The 23,238-nt window shown below is 35.3% G+C and carries 23 protein-coding genes and 1 tRNA gene; 20 read left to right on the forward strand and 4 right to left on the reverse strand.

Annotation, left to right across the window (positions count from 1 at the left end):
* Positions 1-82: 82 nt before the first annotated feature.
* On the reverse strand, positions 83-445 hold the full coding sequence (locus ACCQ42_RS07395) for a membrane lipoprotein lipid attachment site-containing protein (protein ID WP_265236108.1): 363 nt from the start codon (positions 443-445) through the stop codon (positions 83-85).
* A gap of 353 nt (positions 446-798) precedes the next feature.
* Positions 799-875 (reverse strand) — tRNA-Pro (locus ACCQ42_RS07400).
* A 208-nt stretch (positions 876-1,083) separates the two neighbouring features.
* Here ACCQ42_RS07400 and ACCQ42_RS07405 point away from each other — a divergent pair.
* The 5 genes from ACCQ42_RS07405 (at position 1,084) to ACCQ42_RS07425 (ending at position 5,415) form a co-directional block, all read left to right on the forward strand.
* Positions 1,084-1,815, forward strand: coding sequence for an NAD-dependent protein deacylase (locus ACCQ42_RS07405; RefSeq protein ID WP_410035799.1), 732 nt, complete (start codon positions 1,084-1,086; stop codon positions 1,813-1,815).
* Positions 1,816-2,181: a zinc ribbon domain-containing protein gene (locus tag ACCQ42_RS07410; protein ID WP_410035800.1), complete on the forward strand. Its 366-nt coding sequence runs from the start codon at positions 1,816-1,818 to the stop codon at positions 2,179-2,181. It begins immediately after the preceding gene.
* A gap of 115 nt (positions 2,182-2,296) precedes the next feature.
* A complete protein-coding gene (locus ACCQ42_RS07415; protein WP_410035801.1) occupies positions 2,297-3,469 on the forward strand; it encodes a coenzyme F420-0:L-glutamate ligase in 1,173 nt (390 codons plus the stop codon).
* Positions 3,470-3,587: 118 nt separating this feature from the next.
* Positions 3,588-4,523, forward strand: coding sequence for a YitT family protein (locus ACCQ42_RS07420; protein ID WP_399525096.1), 936 nt, complete (start codon positions 3,588-3,590; stop codon positions 4,521-4,523).
* A 22-nt stretch (positions 4,524-4,545) separates the two neighbouring features.
* Entirely contained in the window at positions 4,546-5,415 is an 870-nt protein-coding gene (locus tag ACCQ42_RS07425; RefSeq protein ID WP_410035802.1) for a hypothetical protein, read from the forward strand.
* A 34-nt stretch (positions 5,416-5,449) separates the two neighbouring features.
* Here ACCQ42_RS07425 and rd read toward each other — a convergent pair whose 3' ends face one another.
* Positions 5,450-5,608, reverse strand: a complete 159-nt coding sequence (gene rd / locus ACCQ42_RS07430) for a rubredoxin (RefSeq protein WP_004833839.1) — start codon at positions 5,606-5,608, stop codon at positions 5,450-5,452.
* A gap of 161 nt (positions 5,609-5,769) precedes the next feature.
* Between rd and ACCQ42_RS07435 the strand changes: the two genes are divergently transcribed.
* The 9 genes from ACCQ42_RS07435 (at position 5,770) to ACCQ42_RS07475 (ending at position 13,858) form a co-directional block, all read left to right on the forward strand.
* A complete protein-coding gene (locus ACCQ42_RS07435; RefSeq protein ID WP_106460945.1) occupies positions 5,770-6,144 on the forward strand; it encodes an ATP-binding protein in 375 nt (124 codons plus the stop codon).
* 111 nt (positions 6,145-6,255) lie between these two features.
* Positions 6,256-8,073 (forward strand): translational GTPase TypA, encoded by a 1,818-nt coding sequence (gene typA, locus ACCQ42_RS07440; protein ID WP_106460944.1) that lies wholly within the window; start codon positions 6,256-6,258, stop codon positions 8,071-8,073.
* A 10-nt stretch (positions 8,074-8,083) separates the two neighbouring features.
* Entirely contained in the window at positions 8,084-8,689 is a 606-nt protein-coding gene (locus tag ACCQ42_RS07445) for a hypothetical protein (protein WP_265213564.1), read from the forward strand.
* Positions 8,686-9,315, forward strand: coding sequence for a redox-sensing transcriptional repressor Rex (locus ACCQ42_RS07450; RefSeq protein WP_265213566.1), 630 nt, complete (start codon positions 8,686-8,688; stop codon positions 9,313-9,315). The genes ACCQ42_RS07445 and ACCQ42_RS07450 overlap by 4 nt, the downstream gene beginning before the upstream one ends.
* Positions 9,316-11,244, forward strand: a complete 1,929-nt coding sequence (gene abc-f, locus ACCQ42_RS07455; RefSeq protein ID WP_410035803.1) for a ribosomal protection-like ABC-F family protein — start codon at positions 9,316-9,318, stop codon at positions 11,242-11,244.
* A gap of 41 nt (positions 11,245-11,285) precedes the next feature.
* Entirely contained in the window at positions 11,286-11,855 is a 570-nt protein-coding gene (gene amaP, locus ACCQ42_RS07460) for an alkaline shock response membrane anchor protein AmaP (protein ID WP_265236090.1), read from the forward strand.
* Complete coding sequence (locus tag ACCQ42_RS07465; RefSeq protein ID WP_265236088.1) at positions 11,842-12,126, forward strand: DUF2273 domain-containing protein; 285 nt, start codon at positions 11,842-11,844, stop codon at positions 12,124-12,126. Before amaP ends, ACCQ42_RS07465 begins: the two co-directional genes overlap by 14 nt.
* A 9-nt stretch (positions 12,127-12,135) precedes the next feature.
* Complete coding sequence (locus ACCQ42_RS07470) at positions 12,136-12,591, forward strand: Asp23/Gls24 family envelope stress response protein (protein ID WP_106460938.1); 456 nt, start codon at positions 12,136-12,138, stop codon at positions 12,589-12,591.
* A gap of 43 nt (positions 12,592-12,634) precedes the next feature.
* Positions 12,635-13,858 (forward strand): AI-2E family transporter, encoded by a 1,224-nt coding sequence (locus tag ACCQ42_RS07475; RefSeq protein ID WP_265236085.1) that lies wholly within the window; start codon positions 12,635-12,637, stop codon positions 13,856-13,858.
* A 32-nt stretch (positions 13,859-13,890) separates the two neighbouring features.
* On the opposite strand, the gene ACCQ42_RS07480 is transcribed toward ACCQ42_RS07475, so the two are convergent.
* On the reverse strand, positions 13,891-14,505 hold the full coding sequence (locus ACCQ42_RS07480) for a thiamine diphosphokinase (protein ID WP_410035804.1): 615 nt from the start codon (positions 14,503-14,505) through the stop codon (positions 13,891-13,893).
* Between the two features lie 91 nt (positions 14,506-14,596).
* Between ACCQ42_RS07480 and ACCQ42_RS07485 the strand changes: the two genes are divergently transcribed.
* From ACCQ42_RS07485 to ACCQ42_RS07510, 6 genes are all read left to right on the forward strand, one after another.
* The gene (locus ACCQ42_RS07485; protein WP_410035805.1) at positions 14,597-15,805 is read left to right on the forward strand and encodes an AI-2E family transporter; all 1,209 of its coding nucleotides are present in this window, start codon (positions 14,597-14,599) and stop codon (positions 15,803-15,805) included.
* A complete protein-coding gene (locus ACCQ42_RS07490; RefSeq protein WP_265236079.1) occupies positions 15,795-16,403 on the forward strand; it encodes a hypothetical protein in 609 nt (202 codons plus the stop codon). Before ACCQ42_RS07485 ends, ACCQ42_RS07490 begins: the two co-directional genes overlap by 11 nt.
* Complete coding sequence (gene malQ / locus ACCQ42_RS07495) at positions 16,396-17,910, forward strand: 4-alpha-glucanotransferase (RefSeq protein ID WP_410035806.1); 1,515 nt, start codon at positions 16,396-16,398, stop codon at positions 17,908-17,910. Before ACCQ42_RS07490 ends, malQ begins: the two co-directional genes overlap by 8 nt.
* Complete coding sequence (locus ACCQ42_RS07500) at positions 17,910-20,285, forward strand: glycogen/starch/alpha-glucan phosphorylase (protein WP_410035807.1); 2,376 nt, start codon at positions 17,910-17,912, stop codon at positions 20,283-20,285. Before malQ ends, ACCQ42_RS07500 begins: the two co-directional genes overlap by 1 nt.
* Before the next feature lie 4 nt (positions 20,286-20,289).
* Complete coding sequence (locus ACCQ42_RS07505; RefSeq protein WP_106460931.1) at positions 20,290-21,084, forward strand: ZIP family metal transporter; 795 nt, start codon at positions 20,290-20,292, stop codon at positions 21,082-21,084.
* A 283-nt stretch (positions 21,085-21,367) separates the two neighbouring features.
* Positions 21,368-23,170, forward strand: coding sequence for an MSCRAMM family protein (locus tag ACCQ42_RS07510; protein ID WP_410035808.1), 1,803 nt, complete (start codon positions 21,368-21,370; stop codon positions 23,168-23,170).
* Positions 23,171-23,238: the final 68 nt, after the last annotated feature.

Here is a 23,238-nt window from a genome sequence, read left to right on the forward strand (position 1 = left end):
TATTCCGTGTTTACGGGTTCAGGTCAAAGCTCCTATGCTCAGCTTGTGTTTTTAGATTTGAAAATTTTTAGGATAGAATTGGCTAATTCCTGTCTTCTTCCGTCTTAAAAATTATCATCTTATTATCATCTATGTAAAGATTGATGGTTTTTCCTTCATCTAGGATTTTGTATTTGAAACCTGTGTCGAAATTTGATTGGTTGTTTTTAGTGTGTTTTGAAGTACTTTCAACTTCAGAACCAATTTCTCCATCAAAATCTGTCAGCTCATCGTAGACTTTCTTTTCTCCTGAATATAAATAGAGCTTATCATTAATAACGATCATAGGAATCAAATCCCACTTTACATTCTCATTAGAATTCATATTAGCTTCATTATTAATTTTGTTATTAGAACAAGCTGTTAGGGCAAAAATTGTAATAAGAAAAAATACAAGTTTTTTCATATGGTCACTCCTTAAACACTACAAGGCAAACGATACCAAATTTGTAAAAATATTATATTTTAAAAGATAAAAAAGCAACCATCACTGATTGCCTTTATCTGTACGTACGAAAATCCGTTTGCTACGCAAACTCTTCCGTGCTGAGAAAACCGCTTACTTCGTAAGCTTTTCTTGCTACCGCACTGATTTTTCTCCTTAAACATCCAAACTCAATGGATGTTTAAGTGCACTAGTTTTCGGCATAAAGTCCCCAAATCAAGGGGCCTTTATGGGTAAAAGGATTACATCCTTTCATATTTAGTTCAATTTTATATAAAAAAATAAGCAACCATTTCTGATTGCTTATTTTTATCTGGTCGGGGTGAAAGGATTCGAACCTTCGACCTCATGTTCCCAAAACACGCGCGCTACCAAGCTGCGCCACACCCCGGTGACCACTGACTATTATAGTATACGATGTATAAACTAATTTGTCAAATATTTTCATCGATTTTTTTATTATTTTTATAAATAAGACTCTACTTGCCTTTCGGGTCTAGAATTATGATACCATATATTTTTTACTTTGTAAAATCTTAAGCTTATTTTCTTGTAAGATGGCTTATTAAGATTATAATGAATGTATAGAAAGGATTATCATGGATACAATTAAGGAAGTTAAAAAAATTATAGATGATTCTAACAATATAGTATTTTTTGGAGGGGCTGGGGTTTCTACCGCATCAGGTGTGCCTGACTTTAGATCTGCTACTGGCCTTTATAATAGGGAGAATAACTCTGGTTATTCACCTGAATATATGCTTAGCCATGAGTTTTTGGTTGATCATCCTGACCAGTTTATGACTTATTGCAAGGATAATCTTATGCTTGATGGTATTAAGCCAAATCCTGCCCATTATGCCCTAGCTAAGCTTGAGAAGATGGGCAAACTTAAGGCTGTGATTACTCAAAATGTGGATAGTCTCCACCAAGAGGCAGGTAGTCAAAATGTTATCGAGCTTCATGGCAATTTGAGAGATTATTATTGTACTAAGTGTGGGAAGAATTTTGACCTCGCATATGTCAAATCTTTTGAAAAAGAGGCTCACTATGATGAGTGTGGTGGTCTTGTTAGACCTGATATTGTTCTTTATGGTGAAGGTCTTGATCAAAATAATATTTCCTACGCTATTAATCTTATTGCTAATGCTGATGTTTTGATTATCGGCGGGACTAGCTTGGTTGTTTATCCAGCAGCTGGCCTTATAGATTTTTATAGGGGACATAAGCTTATCCTTATAAATAAGGACCCTACTAGTAGGGATAGCCGTGCTGATTATGTTATAAATGGTGATATTGCCAAAGTTATGGAAGAGATTGTGGGTGATTAGGTGGAAAAAAGAAATGGAATTGATGAATATGGTATATTTTTAATTTGCCTGGCTATAGGTCTTCTTATCTTGGCTTATTTTACCAATTCATCTATTATTAATATCATATCCTCTCTTATTGTAATTTACGCTATATTTAGGTCAATGAGCGCTAATTCTATAAAGAGGAGCAAGGAAAATAGGATGTTTTTAGATAGTGTTATAAATCCTATCAAGGGCGTTTTTAATAGGGGAAATAAAAAGGATGGGGCCTATAATTATGTAACCTGTCCATCCTGCGGACAGAAACTTAGGATTCCTAAAAACAAGGGCAAGATTAAGGTTAGGTGCCCAAAATGCAAGGAAAAGTTTGATGCTAAGAGCTAGATTTTTTAGAAATTTTTAGTTTTTTTAGAAATATAAATTAATTTAAAATTTAGCTTTATAGACTATTTAAATTTATTTAAAACGGATGTATAATTTCCATGAAAGGGGATTAATAATGTCAAGAATAATTGGAACAACAGCGATGGGCCTTAGGGCACCAATCATTAAAACAGGTGATGATTTAGTAGAAATTGTCACCAACATGGTTAAAGAAGTATCTAAAGAAGTTAAGTTTCACGACAGGGATGTAATTGCGGTTACTGAGTCTCTTTTGGCTAGAAGCCAAGGAAACTATGCAAATTCTGATCAAATAGCTAAGGATTTTGATAATAAGTTTGAGGCTGATGAGGTTGCGATTCTATTTCCTATCATTAGTAGAAATAGATTTTCTATTTTGCTTAAATCTTTTGCTAAATCTGGCAAAAAGCTTCACATTTGTCTATCCTATCCATCAGATGAAGTAGGTAACCTACTTATGGATGAGATGGATTTATTTAATTCTAATATAAATCCTTACAAGGATGTCCTTTCTCTTGAGGAATTTAGAGAGGTTGCTGGAGATTATAAGCACTTATTTACTGGTATGGATTATCCAGAATTTTACAAGGAACTTGCACCAAATTCTGAAATTCACTTTTTAAACAATCCGGTAGATGCTCTTAAATTTACAGACAATGTTTTAGTAAGCTCTATTCATAATAGAGAATTAGTTAAAAGACAACTTGTAGAAGCAGGTGGTAAGACTATCCTTAAGCTTGATGAGATACTTGATGGACCAGTAGATGGTTCAGGATACAATCCTTCTTATGGACTTTTAGGTTCAAACCTATCTACAGGTGAAGTTGTTAAGCTATTTCCTAGAGATGCTCAAGATTTTGTTGAAAGACTTCAAAAAAACATTATCGAAGTAGTTGGCAAAAATATTGAGGTTATGGTTTATGGCGATGGAGCTTTCAAAGATCCAGTAGGCCATATTTGGGAGTTAGCAGATCCTGTTGTATCACCAGGCTTTACAGAAGGTCTAAAGGGTACACCAAATGAGCTTAAATTAAAATATGTAGCTGACAATGAATTAACCGGTTTATCTAGCGAAGAAGCTGCAGAGAGATTTAAAAAGATGGTCAAAGAAAAGGACCAAAACACAGATAAGAATAAGACCCTAGGTACTACACCTAGACAAATTACTGACCTATTAGGTTCTCTATCAGACCTAATCTCAGGTTCAGGAGATAAGGGAACACCAGTAGTCCTAATCCAAGGCTACTTTGATAACTATTCAAACGACTAATAGAATATAAAAATTATAAATGAGCCAACTTTGCTTAATATACCTAGCATAAAAGTTGGTTCATTGTATAATTGTAACATATACTAGACTTGTAAATATTTAATGATGGAGAAGAAAATTGAAAGACAACCAATCTTTTGACAATCAAGAAAGCAAACAGATGCAAGCCAAAAATGTAGATGAGAGAAATACTCTATCAAAGGAATACAGATTTTTCTGGATGAGTTTTGCATCAATACTAATGGCCTGTGGTACTCATTTTTTCAAATATCCAAACTCCTTTGTAATAGGTGGGGTAGAGGGTATGAGTATCATCACATCCATGTTTGTTCCCTTTACAAGGCCACAGATTACCCTATTCTATAACTTAGTTCTATTGGTAATTGGATTTTTTGTGATTGGCAAGAAATTTACCATAAGAACAGGTTATGTGGCCATACTTAATTCCCTAACAGCCTTGCTTTTAGCAAGAATTGTTCCCATTCATCAATCCCTAACTGGCAATAAGATGCTAGAATTAATCTTTACCCTCCTCATGTCATCAGTTGGATCAGCTATTTTATTTAATCTAGCTGCATCAAGTGGGGGTACTGATATAATAGCGATGATAATTAAAAAATACTCCTCTCTTCAGGTAGGAAAAGCCCTTCTAGTGGTAGATTCGCTTTTCACCATAGCAGCCATCAAGATATTCGGAGTTGAGATTGGATTATTTTCAATCCTAGGCTTGCTCATGAAGGGGATTTGCGTAGATGTAATGATAGGGTCAATGAATGAGGCCAAATTATTTATAATCATAAGCTCAAAGACAGAAGAGCTTGGCAAGTTTATAAAAGTAGACTTAAATAGGTCGGCAACTGTGATAAGTGCCAAGGGCCTATATGCAGGAAGTGATATTTCTGTATTCTTGTGTGTGACAAGCAAATTTGAACAGGCAAGATTTAGGTCCTTTATCAAAAAGGTTGACCCATATTGCTTTATAACTATATTAAATACTTCATCAATTATTGGAAAAGGCTGGTATTCATCAGATGATCAGCTAGATAGCGACTGATTTAGAAAGGAGGCTTAAGGCCGTGAAAAAAATCTTACAAATATTCTTAATCGCTGCCTTAAGCCTGTCTTTTGTAGGTATATCCTACGCCCAGGATGCTGAGCCTAAGGAAGAAACACAGCCTGTAAAGGAAGTAGAAGTTGAAAAGCCAGCTGATAAGATAAAAATAAAAGAAGATACTAAGACCCTCGAAGAAGAAAAGGTTCAACCCTTAAAAGAGCCCGTCAAAGAAGAAGTTAAAAAGCAGGGTGAAGCAAATAGTCCTGAAAGTGAAACTAAAGAAGCGCAAAGCACAAAAGATGTAAGTCCAAAGAAAGAGGCAGGGCCTGCAAGCGATGTTAGCAAAAAAGAAAAGGCTGATTATGAAAAGGTCCAAAAGGCTGTAGATGATTTGGTTGAAAAGCTAGATAAGAATTCAAATCTTGCCAAGGCATTAGAAGAAGTCAAAGTTACAATCAAGGCTAATAATTCAAATACAAGCACTGTTTCAAATCAGGTCAATAAAAAGACTGAGAAAGTGATAAAGGACTATAGCCAAAAGATACAAGAGGCCAAGACACCTAGCCAGAAAAGACAGCTTGAAAATGAAGCGGCAAATAAGATTAAGTCAATAAGTATAGATGTAAGTGAAGATAATAAAGCTAATGCTCGATTGCCAGAAAAAGAAAGTGAAGAGCCTAAGAAAAGACTCACCAAAGAGGTAAAGGCCAACCATAATGATGATATAAGTAAGATTTATGCCCTAGCACCAGCAGAGGAAGAAGAAAGGGATTATCTAGGTTTTCTTAAAAAGCCTGTAGTAATAGTAGCTGTAATTTTAGTCATAAGCATACTTATATCAATTGGAATAGTAATTAGAAATAAAGAAAAAAATGATATAGATTCTTACTAAAAAAAGAGGCCCTGTGGCCTCTATTTTAGTATTATTATTCTTGAGCTTCGAACATGTCTTTGCCAACTCCACATACTGGGCAAACCCAATCTTCTGGAAGTTGATCAAATTCTGTACCTGCTTCAATTCCGTTATCAACATCACCTTCTGCTGGATCGTAAATATATCCGCATGCTGTACAAACGTATTTCATTGAATGTCTCCTTTCATTTTTTCTTGTAATTACATTATACCCGTAAATTCTATAATGTAACAGAAAATTTCAATTCTAATTAAAATTTGTTATTTTTTCTGTAAATTTTAAAAATATGATATTAAAAATAAAAATCGGGTATGAAGTAGTTAGGAGAGGCTATGGAGATAATTAGGACGGTCATAAATTCTGACCTTAAAGATATAAAAAAATTTAGAGATAAGCTTTTAGCTTTGTTAGAAGATAGGGACTATGATCAGGATTATATCTTCAAACTTAGGCTGATATTAGATGAATTGACGAGCAATTCTTATAAGCATGGCAATATGAAAGATAGGCTTAAACTTATAGAAATATGTGTCAAACTTACAGATACCTATTCATATATAAAGGTAAAAGACGAGGGTAGTGGAATTTGTAGGAAACAGACTGTCGATTTATTTGCAGAAAATGGCAGGGGAATCAGACTTGTTGAATCTTTGTCGGACAGGATAGTAGTTTGTGAAAATGCAATAGCTTGTCTAATATACATATGAAGTGCTTTGATAAACTAAATTAAAAGCACTTTTTTTGTTGATAATTATTGATAATTAATTAACGTTAGGTATAATATATTGATAGAATTTGTTAGTAAGAAAGAAGGAAATATGTTAAGAGAAGATGTTAGAAATGTAGCAATTATTGCCCACGTAGACCACGGTAAGACAACCCTAGTAGATGGTCTTTTAAAAACATCAGGTTTATTCAGAGATAATGAAGAAGTAAAAGAGAGAGTCATGGACTCTGATACAATCGAAAAAGAACGTGGTATTACAATTCTTGCCAAAAATACAGCAGTATCCTATAAGGATATGAAAATAAATATTATAGATACACCAGGCCACGCTGACTTTGGTGGAGAGGTTGAGAGGGTTCTAAACATGGCTGAATCTGTTGTACTTGTAGTAGATAGCCACGAAGGCCCAATGCCACAAACTAAGTTTGTACTTAAAAAGGCTATAGAATTAGGTCTACCTGCCATCATTTGTATAAACAAGGTTGATAGGCCAGATGAAAGAATTGATGAGGTAGAAGATGAAATCCTAGATCTATTCATATCTTTAGATGCAGATGAATCCTACCTTGAAAGTCCTATTGTTTATGCATCAGCCAAAAATGGCTGGGCATCACTTGAAAAGGGCGTAGTCAAGGAAGATATGACAGACCTTCTAGATACAATTATAGAATACACACCAGCTTTTGAAGCGGAAGAAGATACAGGTTTTAAGGTCTTAGTTTCAACAACAGATTATAATGAATACCTAGGAACCATAGCTATAGGCAAGGTTGAATGCGGAATAATTAAGAAAAATGCCCAAGCGGTAATCACAAATTACAATGAGCCAGACAGGCTTGTAAAGGCCAAGGTAGTCACAATTTATGAATTTGACGGCTTAAGCAGGGTAGAAGTAGAAGAAGCGAAATTTGGTTCAATAGTAGCCCTATCAGGTATGGAAGATATAAATGTAGGTGATACAATCGGTACAGAAGGAGACCATGAACCAATTGAATTTACCAAAATATCTGAACCAACCCTAGCTATGACCTTTTCGGTAAATGATTCACCATTTGCAGGTCGTGATGGTAAATATGTTACTTCAAGACACCTTAGGGATAGGCTGCTTAAGGAAGCAGAAACAGATGTTTCCCTAAGAGTAGAACCAACAGATACAACAGAAGCCTTCAAGGTATCAGGTAGGGGCGAGCTTCACTTATCAGTACTTATTGAAAACCTAAGACGTGAAGGCTATGAATTCCAAGTATCAAAACCTGAAGTAATGTTTAAGAGCGATGAAAATGGCAAAAAGCTAGAGCCAATTGAAATTGCAACAGTAGATGTAGATGAGGTATACACAGGATCAATTATAGATAAGCTTGGCCGTAGAAAGGGTGAAATGATTGATATGCACCCATCATCATCTGGCTACACCAGACTTGTATTTAGAATACCAGCCAGAGGACTAATAGGTTACAGGACAGAATTTATGACCGACACCAAGGGAACAGGCATCCTCAATACCGAATTTGAAGGTTATGATAGATACAAGGGCGACCTTGATAAGAGACAATTAGGCTCCCTAATAGCCACAGAAAAGGGAATAGCTACAGCCTACGGTCTAAATGCAGCTCAATCTAGGGGTCAATTATTCATAGAGCCAGGTGAGGAAATCTATGAGGGCCTAATAGTAGGATCAAATGCCAAGGGTCTAGATATAGATGTAAACATCTGCAGAAAGAAAAAGATGACCAACACCAGGGCAAGCGGAAATGACGATGCCATCGTCCTTACACCAGCTAAAAAGATGAGTGTAGAAGAAATGATGGAATTTGTAGAAGAAGATGAACTAATCGAGGTTACACCACATAATCTAAGAATAAGAAAGAAAATATTAGACGCAACAAAGAGATATAAATCAAAAAAATAGGAGGATATAGATGGTAAATAAGTTTGAAAGAAGACTTAGCATTGAGCTTGTCTTCTTGGTAGTCATCTTATTTCTTCTAACTATCTCTCAAAGGTTTGTGGATTCATGGTTTTTTAACTTAAGCTGGTATATCGCCTTTATCCTAAGCTGGATATTGATGCTAGTTTTTAGTTTTTCAGTCCTCCTAGATAAAAATGCTAGAGGATATTCAATACTTACAGCCATAGTCACAAGCCTAGCCTTTGGGCTATTATCAATCCACGGTTTGTCAGCCTTGGCAAGATTTGTCAGGGTCTTGCCCACAAACCTAGCCGTAAACAACGAGTTTTTCATAGCTAATAATCAGCTGATATTTTATTCATGCTTGATAGTGGTTTACTTTTTCCACATGATAAACGCTCTCCTACATAGAAGGAAGGACCAAGAGCCTAAGGAAGAAATAAAAGAAGCTAGCGAGGAAGAGCTTAGGCAGAGAAGAGATGATAAGCTAAATGCAATAATAGCTGAGATCGATAGTCAGAAGAATTCAGATAAGCTTACAGATGAAGATAGGGAAATATTAAATACTCATCTTTTAGAAGAGGCTAAGAACAAGGAAGCGGAGGATAATTTATGAGCAAGCAAAACATATCATTGTCAGTAATCAAGAGACTTCCAAAATACTACAGGTATTTGGAAAGCATCAACGAAAAAGGAATAATCAGAGTATCTTCTAAAGAATTATCCGAGATAACAGGCCTTACAGCCAGCCAAATTAGACAAGATTTAAACCACTTCGGTTGCTTCGGCCAACAAGGCTATGGCTATAATGTAAAGGAATTAATTGGTGAATTATCAAAGATAATTGGAGTAGATAAAAGTTATAAGATAGTCCTAATAGGTTATGGTAATATAGGACATGCCCTCTACCAATACAAGTCCTTTAGAGATCTAGGCTATGAATTTGAAGCAGTCTTTGATAAGGAAGAATTCACACACGAAGAATTAAAGGTGCAAAAAATCGATGACCTAGGAGACTTCCTAAAAAATAACAAGGTAGATATAGGTATAATAGCAACACCAAAAACAGTAGCCCAAGAAATAGCGGATATACTTTGCGAAGGCGGAATCAAAGGTATTTGGAACTTCTCACCAGTAGACCTAAAGGTAAAAAATGGAGTGGTAATAGAATCAGTTCACCTAGATGAATCTCTATTTACCCTAACATATTTTATGAATTCACCAGAGGATTTTATATTTTAGATGAATGTAATAAGCGTATCAAACTTGGCCAAAGAATATCCCGGTAAGGAAATATTTTCTGGCCTAAGTTTTAATTTAGAAAAGGGGGACAAGGCAGGACTAGTTGGAATCAACGGGGCTGGCAAGTCTACCCTTTTTAATATATTAACAGGAAACTTAAGAGCAGATGAGGGAAAAATCTTTATCCCCCAAGAAGTTAAAGTAGGCTATCTTGAGCAGATTTTAAGCATAGATAGCCATATGACAATCTATGAATATTGTCTAGCCATCTTTGATGATATGATAAGGCTTGAAGAAGAGATAAGAGAGCTTGAAAAAAAGATGAGCCAGGAAAAGGATGATGAAAAACTTGCCCAGATAATGGATGAGTACACAAAAAAATCTGACCTTTTTCACCAGAAAAATGGCTATGCCATCAAAAGTGAGCTAGAAGGAACCCTAACAGCCATGGGCTTTGATAGGGAGGACTTCGATAAGGAAATATCTGTTTTATCAGGTGGACAAAAGGCAAGGGTAGAGCTAGCAGGTCTTTTATTAGAAAAGCCAGACCTTCTCCTTTTAGATGAGCCAACCAACCACCTAGATATAAAGGCAATAAACTTCCTAGAAACCTTCATCAAAAACTACCAGGGCACAGTAATAATAATATCCCACGATAGGTATTTTTTAGATGCCACAGTAAATAAGATGATGGTCCTAGAATATGGAAGGCTTACATCCTATAATGGCAACTACACCAGCTTCATGACCCAGAGGAAAAAAGACAGAGACGTCTACCTCCACCAATATAAGAGCCAGCAAAAAGAAATCGAACGCCAAGAAGAAATCATCGACAGACTCAAAAACCTGGGAGGCTCTAAGAGAAAAAGAGGTATATCCCAATCAAGGTCTAGGCAAAAACTCCTAGATAAGATGGAAAAAATGGAAAAGCCAATCGAACTACAGGACACCATGAGCCTTAAATTTAGCCCAAGAATACAATCAGGCATGGATGTCCTAAAGGTAGATAAATTAGCCAAATCCTTTGACTATAGGGAGATTTTCAAAAATATTTCCTTTGATATTTATAGAAATGAAAGGGCAGCCATAATCGGAGATAATGGTGTAGGTAAGACCACGCTTTTTAAAATAATCCTCAAGGAAGAGATGCCGGATGCAGGCAATGTCAAGCTTGGCCAATCTGTAAACATAGGCTACTTTGACCAAGAGCAAAAATCTCTAAACTTAGAAAACACCATCTTTGATGAGATAAGAGAGGCTTACCCAAGGCTTACAAATTTTGAAATAAGGTCCTACCTTGCCAAATTTATGTTCTACGATGATGATGTCTTCAGAGAGATTAGCGAACTATCCGGTGGGGAAAGGGCTAGGATATCCCTCCTTAAGCTAATGATATCAGATTGTAACTTCATCCTCATGGATGAGCCAACTAACCACCTGGATATTGACTCAAAGGAAATTCTAGAAGATGCCATCCTAGATTTTGAGGGGACTCTTTTGATAATTTCCCACGATAGGTATTTCTTAAATAAAATCGCAAGCAAAATCCTAGATATGAAAAATGACCAGATTGATCTTTACTTAGGCAACTACGATTATTATAGGGAAAAGCTAAGGGAAGCAAGCCTGACAGATGAAGAAAGACAAGTAGTAAGCAAGACCCAAATCAAAAAGGAAAGAAAAAAGGAAAAGCTAAAGAAAAACGAAATTAAGGCTAAAAAGAACAAGATTAGAGACATAGAAAGGGAAATGAAGGAAACCGACCTCCTTATCAAAGACCTCACAAAAGAAAGCCTTGCTGAGGGCTTTTATAACGACCAAGATAGGGTCGCCCAAGTTTTTAAAGAAATCAAAGATCTTGAGGAAAAAAGAGATGACCTTGATGAAGTATGGCTAGACCTTAATTTAGAATTAGAAGAAGATGATTAAAAGGAAAAAAACAAGGGTATTTATACCCTAAGGAGAAAAATATGGGAAAATTAATGAAATTTCTCTATTCTTTGATGTTAATAGTTTTAATCCTCTTAGGAGCCTTATTTTTGGCCTTTGGAATTGATGGCCAGGCTGTTTTTGAAGCCTTTGTCTACAATGAATATCTTTATAGACTAGTATCTAATGAAGCCTTTGTTCAATTCTTTTTCATGGCTGTAGGCATCTTACTCATAGGTTTTGCAATAGTTTTGCTTATTGTACTTAGACAAAATTCCAACAAGGGATTTGACGTCTTGATTGAAGATGAAAAGGGAAGTGTGCTTATAGCCCAAAGATCTCTAGAATCTTCGATAAAATCCTCAGTTAATAAGTTTTTAGGACTTGAAACCATAAAGGCAAGGGCTAAAATTATTGACAATAACAAGCTTGAGGCAAAAATCTTAGCAGATGACTATTCAGATCAAGCAATCGACAAGCTTGCCGAAAGAGTAAGAGAAGAGATAAAAAAGGGCTTAAACAATCTTACAGGAATTGATGATATAAAAATCGACCTAAAGATTGAAAAGAAGGAAAAGCAAAAAGAGAAGAGAGAATATGGAAGAAATTAACAAGGATACAAATCATACTATATATGATGTAGAGATGAGAAAGCTTGATAATAGAGAAAACAATAAAAAATTTCTTCTTGCTTTCTATCGATTAAACAAAGGGAAAATAAACTCTACAATCCTTAGCCTCATCACCCTTATTTGCCTATTTAACTTTGGTTTTTTCAAGACCTTGGGAATCTGGTTAGTGATGGTAATAGGCTATTTGATCGGAGCTTATTTTGATAAAGATGTAAGAGTGCTTCAAATAATTAGGAAAATTGTAAATTAAGGAGTAGACATGACAGATAATCTAAATAAAGAAATAAAAAAAGACCTAAATGATGGTAGAGAATTGGAATATGAAGAAAGCAAGCTTATCATAGAAGATAAGGTAGTTGCTAAGATTGCTAGAATTGCCATTAATCAAGTGGATGGTATCCTTGAAATGAAGGGTAATATTGCTGATTCTATAGGATCATTTTTTGGCTCCAGCGATAGGAGAACTGCAGGTGTTAATGTAGAAGTTGGAGAAAGAGAAGCAAAGATTAACCTAGATGTAATAATCGAATATGGCAAAAATGCTAGGGAAATCTTTAACAACATTCAAAGAGTAGTAAGTTCTAATGTTAGAGAGATGACTGGTCTTGAAGTAGTGACAATAAATGTGGATGTTGTGGATGTTCTAACAAGAAAAGAATACCAAGAAAAACAACAAGCAAATTCTGACGCTGACAAAAAGCAAAATAATTACTAAAAATAAGGCCTGCTAAGCGGGCCTCTTAGTATGGAGATAGAATATGAGAGATTTACTCGATAGCAAGACAAGACGTTACATATTTGTAGGATTTTGTCTGATAGCTATATATTTTGGATTTTTTTATATAGATAAGATTGGAGAATTTTTATCAAGGGCTTATCAGGTTTTTAGGCCTCTAGTTTACGGATTGGTTATAGCCTTTATAATAAATCTTCCGGTCAATTTTTTTCACAATGACCTTTTATCAAGATTTGATGTTTTTAAGAAAAATAAAAACCTAAGCCTCACCCTATCTTTGGCAATTTCATGGATAATATTTTTTGCAATGGTGACAATAGTCCTAACAGTTTTAATACCAGAGCTTTCCAGGGCAATTACCAAGCTTAGCGAAAATATACCCGTATTTTTTGATTCGCTTGTAGATTTTTTGGATGATTACAAGTTTTTAGAAAAGGCCAGCCATATTTTAGAAACTAAGATTCAAAGTCTAGATTTAGATGGGATAAGTAGGACTGTGACAGGTTTCTTGCAAGATTTCTTAAATTCAGAATCAAATATACTGAATAAGACTGGATCAATTATAAATACAGTATCACAAGGAATCCTAGCCCTTGGTATCGGCTTTATTTTTTCAATATATGTCAGCCTAAATAGAAATGGACTTGCAGATGGGATAACAGGATTTATCTTTGCCCATCTTCCAATAGATGTAGCCAAAAATATAATCTATGTATCAAAACTATCCTATGCATCATTTTCAAGGTTTCTTGAAACTAAAATCTTATCATGCATTGCCCTAGGTGTGGCTTGCTTTATAGGAATGCTCATCCTAAGGTTGCCATCAGCTGGCATGATTTCAATTCTTATGGGAGCTTTTGATATTATTCCATACATTGGAGCATTTTCAGCAACAGCCATCGGTATGATTTTGATATTTATCTATTCGCCAGCCAAGGCTCTTATATTTTTGATATTTATCCTAATATTACAACAAGTCCAACAACAGATATTTTATCCACTTGTAATAGGCAAGCACCAAGGCCTACCTGCTATTTGGATCTTTGTTTCAGTAGTAATAGGCGGGGGACTCTTCGGAGTATTTGGTATGGTTGCCTTTATACCGCTTGCAACTGTGATCTACACACTTGTGACAGATAATACCAAAAAGAAACTTAAAAATAAAAATATCAGTGAAGAAGAAATAGAAAATTTAAGGAAAAAAACTTACGAAGAAATAAGAGCAGAAAATTTAAAAGATATATAGAAAAAAGCTAGCGGCCTAGGCCTGCTAGCTTTTTATATAGAAAAATCTTCAAAAATTATTAGCAAATAGCCCGCATCCAAGCTAATTTTAAAATCGCATCCCTTAGTCTGATTAGAAACTCCCAGGCTATCATCAAGACTCATTTTATAAGAGTCAAGCTCATAGGCAAGACCGTCTATCGAAAGGATGGACTCTTCATTTAGGGCAAAAATTGATACATAAAAATCTTTATCATTGAATTTATAAGAAAAGTTAGAATCTATGACAAAAATTTCCTTGCCCCTTGCCTTTAGAGAAATATTTACACCCTTTTTCTTAAAATGGAGGAGGGTTTTTATATTTGAAATCGTATGAGATTCTCGTCCTCCTAGGCCACCATAGATTATAATTTCCCTATAGCCCTTATCTATTGCAAGCCTTATGGCTGCGACTGTGTCTGTGAAGTCCTTAATAGGATTTAGGGCTATGATGTTTTTAAAATCAGGCCTATCTGTCGAATCAAAATCTCCTATGGCATAGTCAATTTTTATTTTCTCCATCTCCGCATAACGAAAGCCTTTATCAGCTGTAATCACCAAATCATTTTCACATATTTCATCAAAAAAGCCGTCAAAATTTCCGCCAGCTATTATAAAACACCTTTTCATAATTACTCCTTTATTTTATTATAACATTTTCTTAACTATTATCACAATTAATGGTAAAATGAATATGAATTATAAAAAAAAGGAAGTAAGAATGAAAGAATTAGACAAGCAATCTAGGAACCTACTCAAGGTAGTTGTTATAGGAATTTTATTGTATTTTGGATTATTTTATATAGGAGAAGTGTCTAAGGCTTTTTCTACTCTCTATGCGGTCTTATCGCCCTTTATTATTGGCGGTGCCCTGGCCTTTATGATGAGCATTCCAACCAACTTTTTTGAGAGGAAGCTACATTCCCTTGATAAGAATTCTAAGCATGGAAAGCTTATATCAATTTCATCAATCCTCATATCATGGGTCTTGCTCATAGCTTTTCTAGTAATACTCATAAATATCTTGATCCCATCTATGGTTAAGATTGTCTATACCTTCTCTATCAGGTGGCCAGACTTTGTAAATTCAACCTATCATTTTCTAAAAAAACATGAATTGACAGAGCCTTACGCTAATAAATTCATGAATGCCTTTAGCGGTGTGGGTTGGTACAATGTTAGAAATGCTATCTTTTCATTTATAGATGGCAATGATATTGACCTTTTCTCCAAGGCTACAGGATTTTTAAACTCAGTATCCAGCGGTGTAATTGGGATTTTTACAATGATAGTTTTCTCTATCTTTGTATTAGTCTATAAGAAAATGCTTAAGACAAATGGCACAAGACTTATCTACGCTTTGCTTAGCGAGGAAAGGGCTGACTATATCAACAAGGTCTTATCACTTTCCTATAACACCTTCAAGGATTATGTATTTTCAAGGATGATATCAGTACTTTGCCTATCTGTCCTCACCTTTATAGGTATGAAGATATTTAAGATACCAAATGCGCCAATTATTTCGATAGTGGTCGGTATATCAGACCTTATACCAATTTTTGGTCCAATCTTTGGTACTGGATTTTCAGCAATATTGATTTTTGTTGAATCACCATTTAAGGCCCTTATATTTTTGGCCTATAATGTTATCATTCAACAGATCCAAGAAAACCTAATCTTCCCTTATATAGCAGGCGATGCAATAGGCCTTCCTGCTGTTTGGGTAATGGCATCTGTAACTATAGGTGGATCCTTGTTTGGAATTTGGGGTATGCTAATATCAATACCAGTTGTATCAGTATTTTACACCCTCTATCTAGAAAAGATTAATAACAAGCTTAAGGAAAAGAACTTTGATGATGCCAAGATTAAAGAGAAGGAAGATAAAAGTTATACTATAGAGGAGATTGATATCGGAGATGAAGATTAAAGAGAGTAATTATTTTGTCCCCGTCCTAAAGGAAGGTGCGACCTACTATGGTGGCCATCAGGAATGGCTTAAAGAACTTGGTTTATCCAAGTTTTTTAGGGATAGGGCCTGTGTGGTGACAGCCTTTACCAATGTATATTTTTACATGTTTGAAAGGGGACTTGTAGATTTTAAAACCTACAATGATATGCAATATAAATTTTATAGAAGGCTAAGACCCAAAGCAAATGGGGTTCCCACAGCCAGTTCTCTTCTTAGGAGGATAAGAATTTTAAATCATCAGATGAACCTAGGTTTATCCTACAGGATTCTTGAGGAAAACCTCCTTAAGAAGGTATCTTTAGAAAAAAAGATTGCTTTCATAGAAGAAGCCTTGGCTAAAGACTCTCCTGTTATCTTTATAAATTGGCTAAGCAGGGACATAGATATAATGAGCCACCACGGCCTAGTTATAACAGAGATGAATAAGAAAAATGATAAGCATGAACTAGTCGTATCAAGCTGGGGCAGAAGACATTCCTTCTACCTAGAAGATTTTGATAAGAGTCTAAGGACCTATACAGGCCTAATATATTTTGAAAGGAATATTTATGAATAAACAACAAAAAAGATTAGACAGATCATATGGCATAATCATGCCAATATTTTCACTGCCATCAAATTATGGTATCGGCACCTTTGGAAAGGCAGCCTATGACTTTGTAGATTATCTAAATGATTGTGGAGCCAAATACTGGCAAATCCTACCTCTAGGCCAAACCTCCTACGGAGATAGCCCTTACCAATCATTCTCATCCTTTGCAGGCAATCCATACTTTATAGACTTAGATATGTTAATAGAAGATGGACTTTTAGAAAAAGAAGACCTAGAAAATATAGATTTTGGTGGGAACGAAAGAGAAATAGACTATGCTAAACTCTACAATGTAAGATATAGGGTCTTAGAAATAGCTTATAAAAATGCAAAAGAAAAATACGCCAAGGAAATCAAAGAATTTAGAAAAGCGGAAGCTAATTGGCTAGAAGATTACGCCCTATTCATGGCTATTAAGAAAGATAACCTTGATAAGTCTTGGGAATTTTGGGATGAAGATCTTAGAAATAGAAAAAAATCTGCCCTAGATGAATTTAAAAAAGAAAATAAAGAATTAATAGATTTCTATGTCTATTTACAATACGAATTTTTTAAACAATGGAATAAATTAAAAGAATTTGCAAATAGGCATGAAATCGAGATAATAGGCGATCTTCCAATTTATGTAGCCTATGATTCTGCAGATGCTTGGGTTAATTATGAAATACTTAAACTTGATAAAGAAACAAAACGACCTATAGTAGTTGGTGGAGCGCCTCCAGATGATTATTCAGAAGATGGACAACTCTGGGGCAACCCTATCTACCGCTGGGAATACATGAGGGATGTTGAAGGATTCGATTTTTGGAAAAGAAGGATTGGAGCCTGCCTCAAACTTTATGATATACTAAGACTAGATCACTTTAGAGGATTTGAAGCTTACTATGCCATACCAGCAACAGACGATACAGCAAGATACGGAAAATGGGAAAAGGGATTAGCTTATGACTTCTTCGATGCAATCAAAGAAGCCTATCCAGATGCAAAATATATAGCAGAAGACTTAGGCTTTATAACAAAAGAAGTAGAAGATTTGATAAACCACTATGCCTTCCCAGGCATGAAGGTAATACAATTTGCCTTCGGTGATAATTTTGATAGCGAATATTTACCACACAATTACGAGAGAAACTCAATGGTATACGCATCAACCCACGACTCTGACACTCTTCAAGGATTCTTAGATAATGCTGACGAACATTTATTAGAACTTATAAGGACATATTTTGGAATCGGTGAAGATGAAAAAGATGAGAACATAAGAGAGACAATAGCAAGAAATCTTATGGCATCAGTATCAGACGTATGTATGTTTGAAATCCAAGACCTATTCGGCCTTGGCAATGAGGCAAGGATAAACTGTCCGGGTATCGTAGGTGGAAACTGGGATTGGAGAGCGGTAGAAAGCGACTTCGATAAGAAAATCGCTGAAAAATATGAAAAGATGGCAAAAACTTACGGGAGGATTTAATGAATAAGTTAGTTAAGGAAAAATTTGCTGATCAGTACATGGAAAATCTTCAAAGAATTACTTTAAAAAGCTTTGAAGATACATCAGATAAGGACAGATATGATGCCCTTTGCGATACAATCATGGGACTAATCAACCAAGATTGGAGAAGAAGTAAGCAAAAAGTTAGAAAAGAAAGAAAAGCTTACTATCTATCAGCAGAATTCTTAATTGGTAGATCTCTAGGAAATAACCTTATCAACCTAGGAATCTATGATGAAGTAAAAGAACTTTTAAATGAAATGGGCATAGACTTTGAAGAAATAGAAGACTATGAAGATGATGCAGCCCTTGGTAATGGTGGTCTAGGAAGACTAGCAGCATGCTTCATAGATTCAGCTGCCAGCCAAAAACTAAGCCTATATGGTTACGGTGTTAGATATCGTGAAGGTATCTTTAAACAAGCAATCGAAAATGGCTTCCAAGTAGAATACGGCGATAGCTGGATAAAAGATGGTGACGGCTGGTCAATCAGAGTAGACTCTGATGCGAAAATAGTTAAATTTAGAGACCAACAAGTAAAGGCAGTACCATATGATATGCCAGTAGTTGGTTTTGAAAATGGTGTAGTAAACACACTTAGATTGTGGCAATCAGAACCATTTAGAGAATTTGACTTTGCTAAATTCAACAACTTCGAATATGACGATGCAGTAGCTGAGAAAAACAGGGCAGAAGACATCACAAGAGTCCTATATCCAAATGATATGCAAAGAGCAGGAAAGCTATTAAGATTAAAACAACAATACTTCTTCTGTTCAGCATCAATCCAAGATATGGTAGAAAAATACAAGAGAGACTTCCCAGAAGACCTCAAATTCGAAAACTTCGCAAGATATCACGTAATCCAACTAAACGATACCCACCCAATCATGGCAATTCCAGAGTTAGTAAGGGTATTAGTAGATGAAAATGGTATATACTTTGAAGATGCACTAGCAATAGCAAACAAGGTATTTGCTTTTACAAACCACACAGTACTTCAAGAAGCCCTAGAAAAATGGTCATTTGACCTAATGGAAGAAGTAAGCCCAAGATGTCTAGAAATCGTAGAACAAATCGATAAGAAACTTGTAAAAGAATTCAAAGATAGAGGCTTCAGCGACAAGGCAATAGATCCATACAGAATCGTAACAGGCGATCTAGTACACATGGCAAACCTTGCAATCTATGTAGGATTTTCTGTAAATGGTGTAGCTGAAATCCACTCACAAATCTTAAAAGATGATACCTTCAAAGAATGGTATAAGGAAAGCCCAGAGAAATTCAACAACAAGACAAACGGAATCACACCAAGAAGATGGTTAGTATACGCTAATAGAGAACTAACAAACTTCATCACAGAAAAACTAGGCACAGACGCTTGGAAAAAAGACCTAGCAATGCTAAAGGGTCTAGAGAAATTCCTAGATGATGAAAAAGTCCTAGATGAGTTCTTATCAATCAAACAAACAAAGAAAGACCAACTAGCTAAATACATCCTAGAAAATGAAGGAATAAAAATTGACTCACATTCAATCTATGATATCCAAATCAAGAGAATCCACGAATACAAGAGACAACACCTTAACATCCTTCACATCATCCACCTATATCACAAACTAAAGAAAAACCCAGACCTAGACTTCACACCAACAACCTTTATCTTTGGTGGTAAGGCAGCTCCAGGATACTTTAGAGCAAAGGGAATGATTAAACTTGCAAACGAAGTAGCAAGAGTAGTAAACAACGATAAGGATGTAAATGACAAGCTAAAGGTTGTATTCGTACAAAACTACAGAGTAACCTACGCTGAAAAACTCTTCCCAGCAGCAGATGTAAGTGAACAAATCTCAACAGCTGGTAAGGAAGCAAGTGGTACAGGTAACATGAAATTCATGCTAAACGGTGCCCTAACCCTAGGAACCCTAGATGGAGCTAACGTAGAAATCTTTGAAGAAGCAGGTGAAGAAAACAACTACAGATTCGGAGCAACAGTAGAAGAATTAGCAGAAATAGCAGATTCTTACAATGCTTTTGAATACTATAGCAAGGATGAAGACATCAAAGATGTAGTAGATTCCCTAGTAAGTGGAGAATTCAAAGACCAAGATTCTTACTACTTCCTAGACATCTATAACGAGCTAATCAAGCCACAAAATGGCGGTAGAGCTGACCAATACTACCTATTAAAAGATTTCGCATCTTATAAAGAAACACAGGCTAAATTAAACAAAGAATTTAGAAATAGAAAAGAATGGGCAAGAAAGTGCCTAAAGAATATCGCAAACGCTGGATTCTTCTCATCAGATAGAACAATCCTAGAATATGCAGATGATATTTGGAAAATAGACTAAGACTATGAATAAAGATGTAATATTAGGGATAATGATCCCTTTCATAGGAACAAGCTTAGGGGCTGCCTGTGTTTACATCATGAAAGGCGAGCTAAAAGAAAAGGTCCAAAAGGGCCTTTCTGGCTTTGCCGCAGGTGTAATGGTAGCAGCTTCAATCTGGTCATTAATAATGCCAGCTATGGACATGGTAGAAGATAAAATGGGCAAAATGAGCTGGATACCAGCAGCAGTAGGATTTCTTGTAGGAATCTTCTTCCTCCTATTTTTAGACAGCGTAATCCCTCACCAGCATATAGATAGCGACCATCCAGAAGGAATGAAGGCAGAAAGCCTCAGAAAAACAACCATGATGGTTTTAGCAGTAATCATACATAACATACCAGAGGGAATGGCAGTAGGAGTATCATTTGCAGGAGTCCTCTATGGCAACACCCACATGACAATGGCAGGAGCCATAGTCCTATCCATAGGAATAGCCATCCAAAACTTCCCAGAAGGAGCCATCATATCAATGCCTCTAAGGGCAGTAGGAGTAAATAAACACAAGGCATTTGGAATGGGAATATTTTCAGGTGCAGTAGAGCCAATCGCAGCAATTCTAACAATAATCCTATCCCACTACCTAGTTCCAATCCTACCTTATCTTCTAGCCTTCGCAGCAGGAGCCATGATGTATGTAGTAGTAGAAGAACTAGTCCCAGAAGCAACAGGTGAGGGCGAAGGCCACACCAACATAGGAACCCTTGGTTTTTCGGCAGGATTTGTAGTAATGATGATCTTAGATGTAATGCTAGGATAAAATATAAGGAAACTCAGTAATGGGTTTCTTTTTTTGTTAGGAAATTTGTAGATTTTACTAACAAAATTTGTAATATATTTAGAAAATTTTATATTAAGTCACAATTGCTTGATTTCAATAGTATTATTGAAATAAATGTGATATAATAATAGTAATTAGAAGAGAAAAAATTTATATATGAATTATATATAAGAAACCTTATATAGATTTCCTTAAAAAGGCCAAGTAAGTATATATTGCAAGAATTAAGAAGTAAAGGCCTGATTATATTCTAGGAGGAAGAATGAAAAAGATAGTAAAAGATAAAATTCTAGGACTAGTTTTGCCTTTGATTATGGTACTTAGCATATTTATTCCTAGTATAAAAAGTTTTGCTAAATCAACTGAAGCTAAGCCAAATCCACCCAATACCGACAAAAAGTACAGAGTTGAGTTAAATATAAGCCATGTTGATGATAGAACATCCGAAGATCAAGACATTAAGGCAAATGGAAAAGTAATAAAATATTTTAAACTACCAGAAAGTTATGAAAAGAAACACCTAATAGAAACTGCTGAAAGGCTTAACAAATTGCCAATGGCAGAAGTTGAAAAAGAGCTAAAAAGCGAAGGAACCTTATCCAATAAATCTTTAATTTATGATGATGGTAAACTTGTCGAAACTTTAAGCAAAGATAAGTTTGATAAGGAAAGTACCTTTGAAAAAATTGTATTAGAAAATCTTGAACCTGGTTTCTATCTTATTAAAGAAACAGATGAATCAAAGAACAAATACGATACAAGATTAATTACTGTTATTGAAGAAGTTTCAGATAAGACTGCAAAAGATGGACTTATGATTGTGAAAATGAAAAATACTGTTTTAAATCCTTCTGTTATTTTAAAAAAGGTTGATGAAGCTGATAAAAGTATGTTCTTAGAGAGAGCCAAATTTAGACTATATAAACGAGATGGAGACAAAAGTATCCCAGTTGCTGTAACAGGGGAAAATGGGTCTTATAAATATGACTCTACGTCCACAAACGAAAGTGAGATGGAAACTTGGAGCGATGGTACAATAACTGTTGAAGGTCTTCCTAAAAATAGTAAATATTATTTTGTAGAGGTTGCTCCGCCAGTGGGATACGAAAATAAGGAGAATGTCGGAAAAATTTCAGAAGATTTTGAACCTAGTCCAACTAAGAAAGTAGTAGTTGAAAACAAAAGATATCCAACAGTAAAAAAGATTGATGATAAAACGGGCGAAGCATTAAATGATGCTGAGTTTAAGTTGTTTAAAAAAGATGGTACTCCTGTAAAGCTTAAATTAAATGAAAAGGGACAATATGCCTATGATGAAAAAGGGGATAAGGATGTATTAATTACTACTGAAAAAGGTACCATATTTGTTGTAGATTTACCAAAAGGGCACTATTATTTCCAAGAGGTAAAGGCGCCAGACAAATATAAGGCTGATTTAGATAAGAAATATGAGTTTTATTATGAAAAAGGTAAGATTACTACAAAAGACAATCAACCTTATTTAACTGTACCTAATGCTAAGATACATTCAGATGTCGTAGTTACAAAAGGTGGCTATAAATTTGTCAAAACTGATAATACCGACAAGGCCAAAAGACTTGGCGGAGCTGTTTTCCAAGTACAAAAGATTGTAAATGGAGAATATGTGACAGTTCAAAGAGATGGCAAAAATTATCAGGTAACTTCAAATGATAAGGGAGAATTTTCTGTAAGTGACCTTGAATATGGAGACTATGCCCTAAGAGAGGTAAAAGCTCCTACAGGATTTAATCCAGAAAGTCAACCTATCAAATTTACAATTAAGGCTGGAAGTGATTCACAAGCGGCAATTTTCATAAAGAACTACCCAAATGTTACAATCACAACTGAAAAACCAACCACAAAAATCACAAGACAAAACACAGTTACAACAGATTACACACCTACAGGTGTGACTAAGATTATAAGAGGACCTATTGTCAAGACTGGTGATATTAGAATTTTGATTATGGCTGTTATTGGCCTAATACTCTTAATAACTGGTGTAAAATTAGTCAGGTCAGCAGAAAAACCTAGAATAGCATAGTAGATTTACTTAAGAGTAATCTTCTTTATAATCTATTAGAGGGGCTCTAAGTCAGATGGCTTACGCCC

It is taken from the genome of Anaerococcus kampingae, assembly GCF_046365475.1.
GTDB classification, from domain to species: Bacteria; Bacillota; Clostridia; order Tissierellales; family Peptoniphilaceae; genus Anaerococcus; species Anaerococcus kampingae.